14 protein-coding genes and 1 riboswitch are annotated in these 15,175 nt (G+C 73.1%); of the genes, 12 read left to right on the top strand and 2 right to left on the bottom strand.

Annotated elements, in window-relative coordinates; all coding sequences use genetic code 11:
* Window positions 1-29: 29 nt before the first annotated feature.
* On the bottom strand, window positions 30-1,148 hold the full coding sequence (gene gcvT / locus OG335_RS14440) for a glycine cleavage system aminomethyltransferase GcvT (protein ID WP_405011504.1): 1,119 nt from the start codon (window positions 1,146-1,148) through the stop codon (window positions 30-32).
* Between the two features lie 153 nt (window positions 1,149-1,301).
* Window positions 1,302-1,403, bottom strand: a riboswitch (glycine riboswitch).
* A 118-nt stretch (window positions 1,404-1,521) separates the two neighbouring features.
* Here gcvT and OG335_RS14435 point away from each other — a divergent pair.
* The 11 genes from OG335_RS14435 (at window position 1,522) to OG335_RS14385 (ending at window position 13,090) form a co-directional block, all read left to right on the top strand.
* The gene (locus OG335_RS14435) at window positions 1,522-2,316 is read left to right on the top strand and encodes an enhanced serine sensitivity protein SseB C-terminal domain-containing protein (protein WP_405011503.1); all 795 of its coding nucleotides are present in this window, start codon (window positions 1,522-1,524) and stop codon (window positions 2,314-2,316) included.
* 148 nt (window positions 2,317-2,464) lie between these two features.
* Window positions 2,465-3,352: an enhanced serine sensitivity protein SseB C-terminal domain-containing protein gene (locus OG335_RS14430; protein ID WP_405011502.1), complete on the top strand. Its 888-nt coding sequence runs from the start codon at window positions 2,465-2,467 to the stop codon at window positions 3,350-3,352.
* Between the two features lie 590 nt (window positions 3,353-3,942).
* A complete protein-coding gene (locus OG335_RS14425; RefSeq protein WP_405011501.1) occupies window positions 3,943-4,926 on the top strand; it encodes an ABC transporter permease in 984 nt (327 codons plus the stop codon).
* A gap of 58 nt (window positions 4,927-4,984) precedes the next feature.
* Window positions 4,985-6,754 carry an ABC transporter substrate-binding protein gene (locus OG335_RS14420; protein ID WP_405011500.1) on the top strand — a complete coding sequence of 590 codons (1,770 nt, stop codon included), beginning with the start codon at window positions 4,985-4,987 and terminating at the stop codon, window positions 6,752-6,754.
* Between the two features lie 96 nt (window positions 6,755-6,850).
* Window positions 6,851-7,861, top strand: a complete 1,011-nt coding sequence (locus tag OG335_RS14415; RefSeq protein WP_405011499.1) for an ABC transporter permease — start codon at window positions 6,851-6,853, stop codon at window positions 7,859-7,861.
* Entirely contained in the window at window positions 7,858-8,904 is a 1,047-nt protein-coding gene (locus OG335_RS14410; protein ID WP_405011498.1) for an ABC transporter ATP-binding protein, read from the top strand. Before OG335_RS14415 ends, OG335_RS14410 begins: the two co-directional genes overlap by 4 nt.
* A 34-nt stretch (window positions 8,905-8,938) precedes the next feature.
* Window positions 8,939-10,003: an ABC transporter ATP-binding protein gene (locus OG335_RS14405; RefSeq protein WP_405011497.1), complete on the top strand. Its 1,065-nt coding sequence runs from the start codon at window positions 8,939-8,941 to the stop codon at window positions 10,001-10,003.
* 135 nt (window positions 10,004-10,138) lie between these two features.
* Window positions 10,139-10,588, top strand: a complete 450-nt coding sequence (locus tag OG335_RS14400; RefSeq protein ID WP_405011496.1) for a VOC family protein — start codon at window positions 10,139-10,141, stop codon at window positions 10,586-10,588.
* A gap of 12 nt (window positions 10,589-10,600) precedes the next feature.
* Entirely contained in the window at window positions 10,601-11,392 is a 792-nt protein-coding gene (locus tag OG335_RS14395) for a class I SAM-dependent methyltransferase (protein WP_405011495.1), read from the top strand.
* 127 nt (window positions 11,393-11,519) lie between these two features.
* Complete coding sequence (locus OG335_RS14390) at window positions 11,520-12,299, top strand: ferritin-like domain-containing protein (protein ID WP_405011494.1); 780 nt, start codon at window positions 11,520-11,522, stop codon at window positions 12,297-12,299.
* Between the two features lie 131 nt (window positions 12,300-12,430).
* On the top strand, window positions 12,431-13,090 hold the full coding sequence (locus OG335_RS14385; protein ID WP_405011493.1) for a trimeric intracellular cation channel family protein: 660 nt from the start codon (window positions 12,431-12,433) through the stop codon (window positions 13,088-13,090).
* Here the strand turns inward: OG335_RS14385 and OG335_RS14380 are convergent.
* The gene (locus OG335_RS14380) at window positions 13,026-13,856 is read right to left on the bottom strand and encodes an IclR family transcriptional regulator (protein ID WP_405011492.1); all 831 of its coding nucleotides are present in this window, start codon (window positions 13,854-13,856) and stop codon (window positions 13,026-13,028) included. The two genes, OG335_RS14385 and OG335_RS14380, sit on opposite strands and share 65 nt — an antisense overlap.
* A 134-nt stretch (window positions 13,857-13,990) precedes the next feature.
* Here OG335_RS14380 and OG335_RS14375 point away from each other — a divergent pair, with 134 nt between their 5' ends.
* Complete coding sequence (locus OG335_RS14375) at window positions 13,991-15,175, top strand: cysteine desulfurase family protein (protein WP_405011491.1); 1,185 nt, start codon at window positions 13,991-13,993, stop codon at window positions 15,173-15,175.

The raw sequence follows: 15,175 nt of genomic DNA, 5'->3' as shown, positions 1-15,175 counted from the left end.
CGGACCGGGCTGTGGGGCGGGGAACGGGCTCAGCGGGCGCGCTTGTAGAACGGCAGCGCCACGACCTCGACCGGCTCGGGCCGGCCGCGGACGTCCACCGCCACGGCCGAGCCGGGCTCGGCGTGCGCGGCGTCCACGTACGCGATCGCGATCGGCTTCCCGAGGGTGGGGGAGGGCGCGCCGGAGGTGATCCGGCCGATCACGGCGCCGTCCGCGTCGACCACCGCGTACTCGGCGCGCGGCACCCGCCTGCCCTCGGAGACCAGGCCGACGAGCCTGCGCGGCGGGGCGGACTCCGCCTCGGCGGCGGCCTGCTCCAGCGCCTTGCGGCCGACGAACGCGCCGTCGTTGGTGGTCTTGTCGAAGCGCACCACCCGGCCCAGGCCCGCGTCGAACGGCGTCAGGTCGGTCGACAGCTCGTGCCCGTACAGCGGCATGCCGGCCTCCAGGCGCAGCGTGTCGCGGCAGGACAGGCCGCACGGCACCAGGCCCTTGTCCGTGCCGGCGCCGGTGAGGGCCTGCCACAGGTGCTCGGCGTCGGCGGGGGCGCAGAAGACCTCGAAGCCGTCCTCGCCGGTGTAGCCGGTGCGGGCCAGCCACACCTCGCGGCCGGCGACGGTGGCGGGCAGCAGCGCGTAGTACTTGAGGCCCGGCAGGTCGGCGTCGGTGACGGAGCCCAGGATGCCGTTCGCCTCCGGGCCCTGCACGGCGATCAGCGCGTACGCGTCGCGGTCGTCGCGGACGGTCGCGTCGAAGCCCGCGGCGCGCTCGGTCAGGGCGTCGAGCACGACCTGCGCGTTGGAGGCGTTGGCGACCACCAGGTACGCGTCCTCGGCGGTGCGGTAGACGATCAGGTCGTCGAGGATGCCGCCGTCCTCGCGGCAGATCATGGTGTAGCGGGCGCGCAGCACGCCGAGGGCGGAGATGAAGCCGACCAGCGCGTGGTCGAGCAGCTCGCCGGCCTGCGGGCCGCTGACGGTGATCTCGCCCATGTGCGACAGGTCGAACAGGCCGGCCTTCGTGCGGACCGCGAGGTGCTCCTCGCGCTCGCTGCCGTAGCGCAGCGGCATGTCCCAGCCCGCGAAGTCGGTCATGGTCGCGCCGAGCGAACGGTGCAGCGCGTCGAGGGCGGTGTGGCGGAGGGACATGACGGCAGGACTCCTAGGCTGCTGAAGGGCATGCTGGGGTGGAGTCTCCCCGTCTGTCGTCAACAACCTGAGAGCTTCACCGCCTCCTTACAGGATGGCGGCTTGCACCGTGGGTGGGCGCACGGCGCGGCCGTGTCCACTTTCCAGATGTGCCTCGCCCGTGCGGTATCTGTGCCTGAGAGATTCCGGGGAGGACTTGCTCCTTCGGCGCCGGCCACACCCCAGGGGCGTTCCGGACTCTCCCGCGCGGGTTCGAGCGGCCTGTATGAAGTTGGTGGTGTCGAGCGCGCTCATCATGGCATGCCGCCGGGCCTGATGGGAGAGGGGGGCGGCCCGCTAGGCTCTGTGCAGGGGTCGATCGAAGGGGCGGTTCATGGGGTATCCGGCGGGCGAGGCACAGGCGTGGGCCGCACCCGGCACGGCGCCGGAGGGCGGCAGCTGGCCGTCCAACGAACTGGAGCAGGTGCTCACCGCGGCGCTCGGCGACCCCGGCGCGACCCCCCGCGTGGTGGAGGTGCTCGCCCGCAGCCAGGTGTGGATCCCGCTGCCGGCCGGTGCCGACCCGCAGGGCGCCTCGCTCGACCTGCCGACGATCGAGCTGGCCGGCACGCCGTACGTGCCGGTGTTCTCCTCGCAGGAGCAGTTCCTCCGGCACGCGCCCGGCATGGCGTTCGCGATCGCCCCGGTGTGGGAGTTCGCCCGCGGCCTGCCGCCGGGCATCGGCATCGCGGTCAACCCCGAGGCGCCGGTCGGCATCCCGGTGCCGCCGGAGGGCGTCGGCGAGCTGCGCCGCGGCCCGCGCGACGAGCGCTGGGCCGCCGAGCCGCTCTCCGAGGGCGCCGCCGTCGCGCTGCGCGAGCCCGAGCCGCACCAGGAGCCGTACGCGTTCCTGGCCGCCGCGACCACCGAACTCGCCTCGCTGCGCGGGGTGCTGACGGCCCGGCGGACCCTCGCCCGGGTCGAGGCCGACCCCGTGCAGCTCTACGTCGGCGTGCAGCTCGACCCCGCCGGGCCGGCCGATCCGGGAGCCGTCAACGAGGCGCTGGGCCGTGCGCTCGCAACCGCGCCGCCCGCCTGGGGCGTCCACCTGGTGCTGCTGGACATGGTCGACGACCCGGTGGTCGAGTGGCTGCTCACCCGGGTCGCCCCCTTCTACGTGCGCGGGTGAGCGACCCGGCCGGGAGACCGTGCAGGGGTGTGCGGCATGACGCGTGTCCGCCCCGCGCAATAGGGTGCTCCCCGGGAGTCCGGACGAACGGCGGAACACGCGACAAGACGGGGCACGGCGACGTGAGCGAGCGGAGCGAGGCGGGCGCATGAGCGCGGGAGCGGCAGACGGCGGGCCGGGCCGGTGGGGCCAGGCACCCGTGGCGCGCCCCGGCGGCGACCCGGGCGGCATCGAACGTGCCCTCGGCGCGGTGGCCCCGGAGCGCTACGACGCGTACGAGGACCTGCTGCGGGCGCTCGCCCGGGGGCAGGTCTGGATGCTGCTCTGGCACGGCACCCCCGGCAGCCCCGACGCGCAGTACGGCAACATGGACATCGGCGGGCACGGCTACGCCCCCGCCGCCACCTCCCCCGAGCAGCTCGCCGCCAGCGGCTGGGCCCGGGCGCACGAGGTGGTCTCCGGCGCGGAGATCGCCGGCGCGCTGTTCCGCACCCGCTGGGGCCTGTGGCTCAACCCGCACGTCCCCGGCGGCGGGGTCGGCATCCCGTGGGCCGACCTGAGACGGGTCGCGCTCGGCCTGGACCGGCTGCCGGCCGGGCCGCTGCGCATCTCCGAGCCCCGGCTCGACGCCCCGCGGTTCTGGGCGGTGCTGGAGCAGCAGGCGGCCGAGATCCGTCCGCTGCGCTCGCTGCGGCGCGCGTGGGTGCAGCCGGCGCTCGGCGAGCCGTACGTCGCGATCGGGCTCGACCTGTACGACAACTCGCCGCCGTCGGTGGAGGCGGCGCGGGCGCTGGTGCAGCGGGCCGCGGCCCTCGTCCCGGACGGGACGGCGGTCTCCACGGTGGCGATGGCCGACGAGTTCGACCCGGTGGCGATGTGGATGCGCGCCAACGCCCGCCCCTTCTTCGACCGCGACGCCCGGTACGGGCACCCGCAGCAGGCGGCCCCCTACCCGCCCTACGGTTACTCTCCGCAGCCGGCGCCGGGTCCGCAGGGATGGCCGCAGCAGCCGTGGCCGGGCTACCCGGGCCGCTGACCCGCAGCACCCGGCGACCCGCTCCGCCCCGCCTCGCCACCACCTCCGCGCGATCCCCTCGCGCAGCGTCATGCCCAGGTGGTGGCGGGTTTCCGCCGTTGGCGGGCTTTGGTCAGTGGGCGTCTTGACCGTAATGTTTCAACCGTGTGAAGACGCCTATTCGGGCTCGACACGGGTGCATGCCGACAGATCACAGTTGGGCATCCTTCGGTTGCCTCCTCTGGCGGAACGACACTCCGATGACAGAGAGTGCTGCCCAACGCAGTGCGCGTGTCGACCCCCACAAGGGTGAGCGCGTCCTCGGCCGACCACGCGCGATGTGCATGCCGCGCCCGGCGCCCGCACCAACCGCACCACCTGCAACGCCGTCAGACCGCCCCGTCCGGACCCCGGACGACCGAGCGGCGGTCCGCGGCACCCCGATAACGAAACCTGCACCGCCGCACCGGCGTACGGAACCACCGCACCGCTCTGCACCGCACTGTCGCGCACTCCGGACCGACCGAGGTCCGGGCCCGGACCGGGCCCGGGGCGCCTCGCCGGCCGGAGCCGTGGGCCGGCCACCGTCGGCGAGGGGAACGAACTGACTCATGACCACACCCACCGAGACCACCGGCACCACGGTCGGTCCCGCCACCGCACCGGCGACGCGCATCGAGGGCCGCTCCCTCGGCCGGATCGCCTGGACGCGCTTCAAGCGCGACCGGCTGGCCGTCGCAGGCGGCGTCGTGGTGATCCTCCTGATCCTGCTGGCCGTCCTGGCCAAGCCGATCGAGGCGGTGTTCGGACTCGACCCCAACGCCCTCCACCAGGACCAGCTGGACGCCAACCTCGGCGGCATCCCGCTCGGTGACTGGGGCGGCATGAGCTGGGACCACCCGCTCGGTGTCGACGTCCAGTACGGACGCGACATCATGACCCGCATCATCGAGGGCTCCTGGGTCTCGCTGCTGGTCGCCTTCGGCGCCACCGCCCTGTCCAACGTCATCGGCACCGTGCTCGGCATCGTCGCCGGCTACTACGGCGGCTGGGCCGACACCGTCATCAGCCGGATGATGGACATGTTCCTGGCCTTCCCCCTGCTGCTCTTCGCGATCGCCATCTCCGCCTCGCTGCAGGACGGCGCGTTCGGCCTGCACGGCACGCCGCTCCACCTCGCCGTGCTCATCTTCGTGATCGGCTTCTTCAACTGGCCCTACATGGGCCGGATCGTGCGCGGGCAGACGCTGTCGCTCCGTGAGCGGGAGTTCGTCGACGCGGCCCGCAGCCTCGGTGCGCGGGGGCCGTTCATCCTCTTCCGCGAGCTGCTGCCCAACCTGGTCGGCCCGATCCTCGTCTACTCGACGCTGCTGATCCCGACCAACATCCTCTTCGAGGCCGGCCTGAGCTTCCTCGGTGTCGGCGTCGCCCCGCCGCAGGCCTCCTGGGGCGGCATGCTCAGCGACGCGATCACCTACTACCAGGTCGACCCGCAGTTCGTGATGGTGCCCGGCCTGGCGATCTTCGCCACCGTGCTCGCCTTCAACCTGCTCGGCGACGGGCTGCGCGACGCCCTCGACCCCAAGAACAACTGACCCCCGGTCAGGTAGTCCCCACCGTCAGTCACCGTCCCCCAAGGGGTTGATCACGCCCATGCGCAGGACCCGTATCACCGCACTGACCGCGCTCGCCGCAGCCACGGCGATCGCCCTGACCGGCTGCACCAGCAGCAAGGGCTCCACCGGCAGCGACAGCGGCGCGGGCTCCGGCTCCGCCGGCGCCAACGCGGCCACCACGAAGATCGTCAACGTGTCGGACAAGAAGGGGGGCACGGTCGTCTACGAGCACTCCGACGTGCCGGACTCCTTCGACCCCGGCAACACGTACTACGCGTACATGTACAACTTCTCGCGTCTGTACGGCCGCCCGCTGACGACCTTCCAGCCGGCCGCCGGCGACGCGGGCAACACCGTCGTCCCGGACCTCGCCGAGGGCCTCGGCAAGGTCAGCGCCGACGGCCTGACCTGGACGTACAAGCTGCGTGCGGGCCTGAAGTACGACGACGGCACCGCGATCACCTCCAAGGACGTGAAGTACGCGGTCGAGCGCTCCAACTTCGCGCCGGACGTGCTCTCCAACGGCCCGACGTACTTCCACGAGCTGCTCAAGGACAACGACACCCCGTACCAGGGCCCCTACAAGGACAAGAGCCCCGAGGGCCTCAAGTCCATCGAGACCCCGGACGACCTGACGATCGTCTTCCACCTGAAGCAGGCCTTCGCGGACTTCGACTACCTGGTCTCCGCCCCGCAGACCGTCCCGGTGCCGCAGGCCAAGGACACCGGCGCCGACTACGTGAAGCACATCGTGTCGTCCGGCAGCTACAAGTTCGAGAGCTACGAGGACGGCAAGGAGGTCGTGCTCGTCCCGAACACCAACTGGGACGCCAAGACCGACCCGATCCGCAAGCAGCTCGCCGACAAGATCCAGGTCAAGCTGAAGATCGCGCAGGCGACCATCGACCAGGACCTGCTGGCCGGCAACGCCCAGGTCGACCTGGCCGGCAAGGGCGTCGACCCGCAGACCCAGGCCAAGCTGCTGCTCGACCCGAAGCTCAAGGCGCAGACCGACAACGCCTACGGCGGCCGCCTCGTCTACACCGCGATCAACTCCAAGGTCGCGCCGTTCGACAAGATCGAGTGCCGCCAGGCCGTCCAGTACGCCATCGACAAGGTCTCCGTGCAGACCGCGATCGGCGGCCCGATCCGCGGCGACATCGCCTCCACGGTGATGCCCCCCGACATCGCGGGCCACCAGGACTTCGACCTGTACAAGACCGAGGGCAACAAGGGCGACGAGGCCAAGGCCAAGGACGCCCTGAAGGCCTGCGGCAAGCCCGAGGGCTTCACGACCAACATCATGGCCCGTCAGGACCGCTCCACCGAGGTGGCCGCGGCCACCGCGATCCAGGCGGCCCTGAAGAAGGTCGGCATCACGGTCGAGATCCAGCAGTTCCCGCAGGGCAAGTACTTCTCCGACTTCGCGGGCGTGCCGGCCTACACCGACAGCCACAACACCGGCCTGATCATGATGCAGTGGGGCGCCGACTGGCCGACCGGCTACGGCTTCCTGCAGCAGGTCGTCGACGGCCGCGCGATCAAGAAGTCGGGCAACACCAACCTGTCGCAGCTGAACGACCCGGCGATCAACAAGCTCCTCGACGACGCGATCGCCAACCCCGACCGCGCCGCCCGCGAGAAGATCTACGCCGACATCGACAAGAAGACCATGGAGGCCGCGGTCATCGTGCCGCTCACCTACTACAAGGTCTTCCTCTACCGTCCGGTGAGCGGCAGCAACTACGGCTCCACCCCCGCCTTCTCCGGCGAGTACGACTACCTCAACATCGGTCTCTCCAAGTAAGACCTGGCTCCACACCCTGAAGGCAGGTGAAGGCAGCGGCGCCCGCCTCCGGCCCGGACACCCCGGGCGGAGGCGGGCGGCCGCCGCCGACCGACTATGTTCGCCTACATCATCCGAAGGACGGCCGCGGCGGTCCTGCTGCTCCTGGTGGTCAGTGCCGTCACGTTCGGCATCTTCTTCCTCCTGCCGGCCCTGGCGGGGGAGACCACCGACCAGCTCGCCGCCCAGTACGTCGGCAAGAACCCGAGCCCCGAGGCCATCGCCGCGGTCAAGCAGAACCTCGGCTTCGACCAGCCGCTGTACGTCCAGTACGGCCGCTTCCTGAAGGGCCTCGTCACCGGCGCCGAGTACAAGTTCGGCCCCGACCCGGTCAGCTGCCACGTGCCGTGCTTCGGGTACTCGTTCAAGAACCACGTCGAGGTGTGGCCGGAGATCGTCACCCGCATCCCCGTCACGTTCTCGCTGGCCGTCGGCGCCTCCGTCCTCTGGCTCGTCTTCGGCGTCTCCGCCGGCGCGGTCTCCGCGCTCAAGCCGAAGTCGCTCTTCGACCGCCTCTCGATGGGCGTCGCCCTCGCGGGCGTCTCCAGCCCGGTGTTCTTCACCGGCGCGCTGCTGCTCTTCCTCTTCCACTTCACGTGGCCGGTCTTCGGCAGCGTCGAGTACGTCGACTTCACCGCCGACCCGATCGCCTGGGCCACCCACCTGGTGCTGCCCTGGATCTCGCTGGCGTTCCTGTACTCGGCGCTCTACGCCCGGCTCACCCGCGCGGGCATGCTCGACACGATGAGCGAGGACTACATCCGCACCGCGCGGGCCAAGGGCCTGCCGGAGCGGCAGGTCGTGGTGCGCCACGGACTGCGGGCCGCACTCACGCCGATCATCACGATCTTCGGCATGGACCTCGGCCTGCTGCTCGGCGGCGCGCTGATCACCGAACAGGTCTTCTCGCTCAAGGGCATCGGCGCCTACGCCGTCGCCGCCATCGGCGAGAACGACCTGCCGAAGGTGCTCGGCGTGACGCTGGTCGCCGCCTTCTTCATCGTCCTGTGCAACCTGCTGGTGGACCTGCTCTACGCCGCCGTCGACCCCCGCGTGAGGCTCTCGTGACCGACCTTGTGAAGCCTTCCGCGGACGCCTTCCTCTCCGTGCGCGACCTGCGCATCCACTTCGACACCGACGACGGCCTCGTCCGCTCGGTCGACGGGGTGAGCTTCGACCTGGAGCGCGGGAAGACCCTCGGGATCGTCGGCGAGTCCGGCTCCGGGAAGTCCGTCACCTCGCTCGGCATCATGGGCCTGCACCGCTCCAAGCGGGCCCGGATCTCCGGCGAGATCCACCTGGACGGCGAGGAGCTCGTCGCGGCCGACCCGGACCGCGTCCGGCGGCTCCGCGGCCGCAAGATGGCGATGATCTTCCAGGACCCGCTGACCGCGATGCACCCGTACTACACGGTCGGGCAGCAGATCGCCGAGGCCTACCGGGTGCACCACCCGAAGGAGGGCCGCAAGGCGGCCCGCAAGCGGGCCGTCGAGATGCTCGACCGGGTGGGCATCCCCCAGCCCGACCGCCGGGTCGACTCCTACCCGCACGAGTTCTCCGGCGGCATGCGCCAGCGCGCGATGATCGCCATGGCCCTGGTCAACGACCCCTCGCTGCTCATCGCCGACGAGCCGACGACCGCCCTCGACGTCACCGTCCAGGCGCAGATCCTCGACCTCATCCGCGACCTCCAGCAGGAGTTCGGCTCGGCCGTCGTCATCATCACGCACGACCTCGGCGTGGTCGCCGAACTCGCCGACGACATCCTCGTGATGTACGGCGGCAAGCCGGTCGAGCACGGCCCCGCCGCGCGCCTCTTCGAGGCGCCCGAGCACCCGTACACCTGGGGCCTGCTCGGCTCGATGCCCCGGCTCGACCGGGAGATCCAGGACCGGCTGATCCCGGTCAAGGGCACCCCGCCGAGCCTGATCAACGTGCCGTCCGGCTGCGCCTTCCACCCGCGCTGCCCGTACGCCGGGCAGACCGGCGGCCGCTCCTCCACCGAGGTGCCCGTGCTGCAGGAGTCCGCCCCCCGGCACCTCGCGGCCTGCCACCTGCCGATCGCCGACCGGCAGCGGATCTTCGCCGACGAGATCGCGCCGCGGCTGTGACCCGGCCGCCAGTACCAACCTCAGGAGACAACCGATGACGGACTCGTCGACGGCGGCGATCCCCGCGCCCGCACCCGCGCCCGCACCGGACCGCGAGCCGCTGCTCAGGGTGACCGGCCTGACCAGGCACTTCCCGATCGCCAAGGGGCTGCTGCGCCGTGGCGGCGGCGCCGTCCGCGCGGTGGACGGCCTGGACTTCGAGATCCGGGCCGGCGAGACCCTCGGCGTGGTCGGCGAGTCCGGCTGCGGCAAGTCCACCATGGGCCGGCTGGTGACCCGGCTGGACGAGCCGACCGGCGGGAAGATCGAGTTCGAGGGCACCGACATCACGCACCTCGGGGTCTCGGCGATGCGCCCGCTGCGCCGCGACATCCAGATGATCTTCCAGGACCCGTACTCCTCGCTGAACCCGCGGCACACCGTCGGCACCATCGTCGGCGCGCCGTTCCGGCTGCAGAAGGTGGCCACCGAGGGCGGCGTGAAGAAGGCCGTCCAGGACCTGCTGGAGTTGTGCGGCCTCAACCCGGAGCACTACAACCGCTACCCGCACGAGTTCTCCGGCGGCCAGCGGCAGCGCATCGGCATCGCCCGCGCCCTCGCGCTCAAGCCGAAGATGATCGTCGCCGACGAGCCGGTCTCCGCGCTCGACGTCTCGATCCAGGCGCAGGTGGTCAACCTCCTCGACGACCTGCAGAACGAGCTCGGCCTGACCTACCTGATCATCGCGCACGACCTCTCGGTGGTCCGGCACGTCTCGGACCGGGTCGCCGTGATGTACCTCGGCAAGATCGTCGAGATCGCCGACCGCGACGCCCTGTACGGCGCGCCGATGCACCCCTACACGACCGCGCTGATGTCCGCGGTGCCGGTGCCGGACCCGCGCCGCAAGGAGCGCGGCCAGCGCGACCGCATCCTGCTGACCGGCGACGTGCCGTCGCCGCTCAACCCGCCGTCCGGCTGCCGGTTCCGCACCCGCTGCTGGAAGGCGCAGGACGTCTGCGCCACCCAGGAACCGCCGCTCACCGCGGCCCGCGCGGGCCATCAGGTGGCCTGCCACTTCCCGGAGAACACCGGCGGGGCGGTCCCGGGCCCGGCCTGACGCCGCCCGCCCCGCGGCCCGCACGGCCCGGACGCCCGACCAGGGCGCCCGGGCCGCGTGCTGCCGGGACACCCGGCCGGGGGGCGTCGCCCGTGCGGTTGCCGCCCGCGCCGCGCACCCACTACAACCGGTGGTATGACCCTTGACTGGAAAGTCGTCGTCGACTGCGCCGATCCGCACCGTCAGGCCGCCTTCTGGGCCGAGGCGCTCGGCTACCTCGTCGAGGACCACACCGCCCTGATCGAGCACCTCCTCGCCGCCGGGGCGATCACCCCCGCCCTGGTCACCGAGAGCGGCGGACGGCCCGCCTGGCGCACCCTCGCCGCCGTGCGGCACCCCGACGACCCGGTCGACCCGGCGAACGGCGTCGGCCTCGGCCGCCGCCTCCTCTTCCAGCAGGTGCCCGAACCCAAACGGACCAAGAACCGCCTCCACCTCGACCTGCACGCCGGCCCCGACCGCCGCGAGGCCGAGGTCGACCGGCTGCTCGCCCTCGGCGCCACCGTGCTCGCCCGGATCGACGAGCCCGGCACCCGGCACGTCACGCTCGCCGACCCCGAGGGCAACGAGTTCTGCGTGCAGTGATCCCCTGGGCGGATGGAAAGCTTCGCGGAGTTCGAACGGCGCGGCTGGGCGCGCCGCAGCGGCACCTACGGTGACGGCTTCGGCGCGATGACCGCCGGCGTGCACGGCACCCTGCTGGACGCCGTCGCCGCCAGCCCCGGCACCCGGCTGCTGGAGGTCGGATGCGGCACCGGACGCCTCGCCGCCCTGGCGTGCGGCCGCGGCGCCGAGACCGTCGCCACCGACGCCGTGCCGGAGATGGTCGCGCTCGCCGCCGCGGCCGTGCCCGCGGCCCGGGTGGAGCAGGCCGTGCTGCCCGGGCTGCCCCACCCCGACGGCTCCTTCGACGCCGCGGTCGGCGCCTTCGTGCTCAACCACGTGTCGGACCCGCCGGCCGCCGCGGCCGACCTGCACCGGGTGCTCGCCCCCGGCGGCCGCACCGCCCTCGCCTGCTGGGACACCCTGGCGCGCAACCGGGCCCAGGGCCTCGTGTTCGACGCCGTCCGGGCCGTCGGCGGCACCCCGCCGGTGCTCCCCGGCCCGCCGCCGTTCGCCCGGTACGCCTCTCCGGAGGGCCTCACCGGACTGCTCGAAGGGGCCGGCTTCCGCCGCGTCCGGATCGACCGCGCCCGCTGGACGCACCGCGCCGACCCCGACGGCTGGTGGCGCGACGTGCTGGCCGGCACCGTGCTCACCGCCGCGCTGGTCGAGGGCCGCCCGCCGGAGGAGACCGAGCGCATCCGGCAGGAGTACCTCCGGCTCGCCGCCCCGTACGCCGCCGGCGGCTTCCCGGTCGCCGCGCTCGTCGTGACCGGCACCCGCTGAACGGGGTCATTCGTCCGGACCAGCCACCGGGGCCTGCTGTTGCACACCGCCCGCCGCCTGCGTTCACTGACGGTGTCCGGACCCGATCGACGCACGGCCCCGCCCGGTGGCCGGGGGAGTAGGGCAGATGCTCTCGGCACGCAGCCTGTTCCAGGAGATCCACGACGACGACGACGCGTTCCGCCTGTTCTGCAGCATCGCGGCCAAGGGCGAGGACCAGGGCGGCTGGGAGAACGGGCGCATCTCCGCGCTCGTCGCCGACCAGGTCCTCGCCCCGAAGGTCGCCCGGCACGGCGCCGACGAGGACAAGCACGGGCGCATCTTCAAGGCCCTGCTGCACAAGCGCGGGCTCGCCCCCGTCGACGTCCCCGACGACACCGACTACACGATGCGCCTCGAACGCCAGGGCATCGGCCTCGCCCACAGCCGGCTGCGCCGTGACGAACCGCTCTCCGAGGAGGACGTCATCGTCTACCTCGCCCACAGCCGCGTCACCGAGCAGCGCGCCTCCGAGCAGATGCGGCTCCTCACGAAGGTGTTCGGCGGCCACCCGGACATCGGCCGCGCCGTCCGGATGATCTCGAACGACGAGGACAACCACCTCGCCTTCTGCCACGAGGAACTGCTCCGCCTCGCCGCCGCCGGGCACGGCCGCACGATCCTGCGGCACCTCCAGGAGACCGCCCGGGCCGAGATCCGCACCTACCGCGACGTCAGCCTCGCCGTCATGGCCCACATGGGGGTCGTCCTCGACTGGCCGCGCGCCAAGTCCGCGGCCCTCGCGGCGGGTGTCCGCTCCGTGTACGCGTGGGAGTGCGCCGCGGGCTGGCACCGCATGACGAGCCTCACCATGCCCGAACGGCTGAACGCCCTCGGCGGCCCCGTCCCGCAGGAGACCTTCGCCTGACGCACCGCGCTCCCGGCCGCAGGGGCCGCTCCGGGCCGTCCCGCCGGAGCGGCCCCCTGCGCCGTGCCGGGCCGCCCGCCGTCCCGCCGGCCGGTGCACAACCGGACAATCCGACCAGGGAGGATGGGGCGGTGAGCTCGCAAATCTTCCCTCCGGCGCTGCAGCAGACCGTGGACCTGGTCGGCATCTTCGTCTTCGCCCTGTCCGGCGGCCTGCTCGCCGTCCGCAAGAACATGGACATCTTCGGTATCTGCGTGCTCGCCGAGGCGACCGCGCTCGGCGGCGGCGTGATGCGCGACCTCGTCATCGGGGCGACCCCGGTCGCCGCCTTCAGCAACCTCGGCTACTTCTCCACCCCGCTCGCCGCCGGGCTCGTCGTCTTCTTCCTCCACCCCGAGGTCGAGCGGATCAACCGCGCCGTGCAGACCCTCGACGCGGCCGGCCTGGGACTCTTCTGCGTCACCGGCACCATCAAGGCCCACGACTTCGGCCTGGGCTTCGTCGCCAGCGTCGCCCTCGGCATGCTCACCGCCGCCGGCGGCGGCGTCATCCGCGACCTGCTCGCCATGGACCCGCCCGCCCTGCTGCGCTGGGACCGCGAGATCTACGCGGTGCCCGCCCTGGTCGGCGCCACGCTGGTCGCCCTGCTCATCGCCGCCGGCCGGCTCACCCCGCTCAACGCCTGCGCCGCCGCCCTCACGGCCTTCGTCATCCGGATGCTCGCCCTCAGGTACGGCTGGCGCGCACCACGTGCTTGGCACCGCAACGGTTCTCGCACCAGCGAGGAGTAGGCGCGCCGCCGTACGCCAGCGAGATCGCCTCGGCCGTGCACAGCAGCTCCGGCAGCAGCCGGCCCAGCTCGGCCTCCGCGGCCAGCCGGCCCGGCGCCGAGATCGAGCACACGGCGATCGACCGGCCCTCGGCGCCCACGATCGGCGCGGCCACGCACGACACGGTCTCCCGGCGGCCCTGCGGCTCCTGGTCGACGGCCCAGCCCTGCCGGCGGACGTCCGCCAGCTCGGTGCGCAACCGGTCCGCGGCCACCGCCGCGCCCGGCCCGGTCGGCGCCCCGGCACCCAGGTCGTCCAGATAGGCCGTCAGCTGATCCTCCGGCAGGTCGGCCAGCAGCACCTTGCCGACCGCGGTGGCCGCCGCCGGCACGCGGGCGCCGATCCGGCCGGCAGGGGCGGGGGAGCCGCCGGGCGGCGCCGGGTAGCGGCCCTCCACGCGGTCCAGGCACAGCACCACGCCGTCCTCCAGCACGGCGAGCTGCACGGTGTGCCCGTACCGCTCGTTCAGCGAGGCCAGGTAGGGGGCGGCGACCTGCCGGATGTCGATGCTCTCCAGCGCCTGCTGGGCCAGGCCGAACAGCCGGCCGCCGAGGCGGTAGCGGTGGTCGGGCTGCCGGTGCACGAAGCCGTGCTCCTGGAGCGTGCGCAACAGCCGCAGGGCGGTGGACTTGTGCACACCGATCCGTGCGGCGGCCTGGTCGAGCGAGGCGGGACCCTCCCCCAGGGAGGCCAGGATCGTCAGCGCCCGGTCCACCGTCTGCGACATCCGTCCACCCTCCGCGGCACGCCAGTGAGCCAGGAGGCTAACGGCGCGTTGCACGGGCTGCAATGGCCAAATCGTGACCCCCGCCACCCCGTGGCCCGGCCCACCCGGTGACGGCCCCTACACTGGGAGCCGCCATGCCATATCTCGACCACGCCGCCACCACGCCGATGCTGCCCGAGGCCATCGCCGCGATGCACGCGCACCTCGGGACGGTCGGCAACGCCTCCTCGCTGCACACGGCCGGCCGGCGCGCCCGCCGGGTCGTCGAGGAGTCCCGCGAGTCGCTGGCCGAGGCGCTCGGCGCCCGCCCCAGCGAGATCGTCCTCACCGGCGGCGGCACCGAGTCCGACAACCTCGCCGTGAAGGGCCTCTACTGGGCCCGCCGGGACGCCGACCCGCGCCGCCGGCGGGTGCTGTGCAGCCCGGTCGAGCACCACGCGGTGCTGGACGCCGTGCACTGGCTCGCCGAGCACGAGGGCGCCGAGGTCGAGTACCTGCCGGTCGACGCGCACGGCCGGGTGCACCCGGCGGCGCTCCGCGAGGCCGTCGAACGCGACCCGGACGGCGTCGCCCTGATCACCGTCATGTGGGCCAACAACGAGGTCGGCACGATCCAGCCGGTCGTCGAACTCGCCTCCGTCGCCCGCGAGTTCGACATTCCGATGCACGCCGACGCGGTGCAGGCGCTCGGTCAGGTGCCGGTCTCCTTCGCCGACTCCGGGCTCACCGCGCTCACCGTCACCGGCCACAAGATCGGCGGCCCGTACGGCGTCGGCGCCCTGCTGCTGGCCCGCAGCGCCGCGCCCGTCCCGCTGCTGCACGGCGGCGGCCAGGAGCGCGACGTCCGCTCCGGCACCCTCGACGTGCCCGGTGCCGCCGGCTTCGCGGCCGCCGCCGCCCTCGCCGTCGAACGCCGCGCCGCCCACGCCTCCGCCGTCGCCGCCCTCCGCGACGACCTCGTCGCCCGGGTGCGGAAGGCCGTGCCCGACGCCGTGCTCAACGGCGACCCGGACCCGGCCGGCCGGCTGCCCGCCAACGCCCACTTCTCGTTCCCCGGCTGCGAGGGCGACGCCCTGCTCATGCTGCTCGACGCCCAGGGCGTCGAGTGCTCCACCGGCTCCGCCTGCTCCGCCGGCGTGCCCCAGCCCAGCCACGTGCTGCTCGCCATGGGCGCCGACCCGCTGCTCGCCCGCGCCAGCCTGCGGTTCTCCCTCGGCCACACCTCGGTGCCCGCGGACGTCGAGGCGCTCGTCCGCGCGATCACCCCCGCCGTCGAACGCGCCCGCAACGCCGGCCTCGCCGCCGCCGCCCGCCGCTGA

Source organism: Kitasatospora sp. NBC_01539 (assembly GCF_045040525.1).
Lineage (GTDB): Bacteria > Actinomycetota > Actinomycetes > Streptomycetales > Streptomycetaceae > Kitasatospora.
Note: the sequence above shows the minus strand (reverse complement) of the source record. Positions and strands in the feature narration are given on the sequence as shown.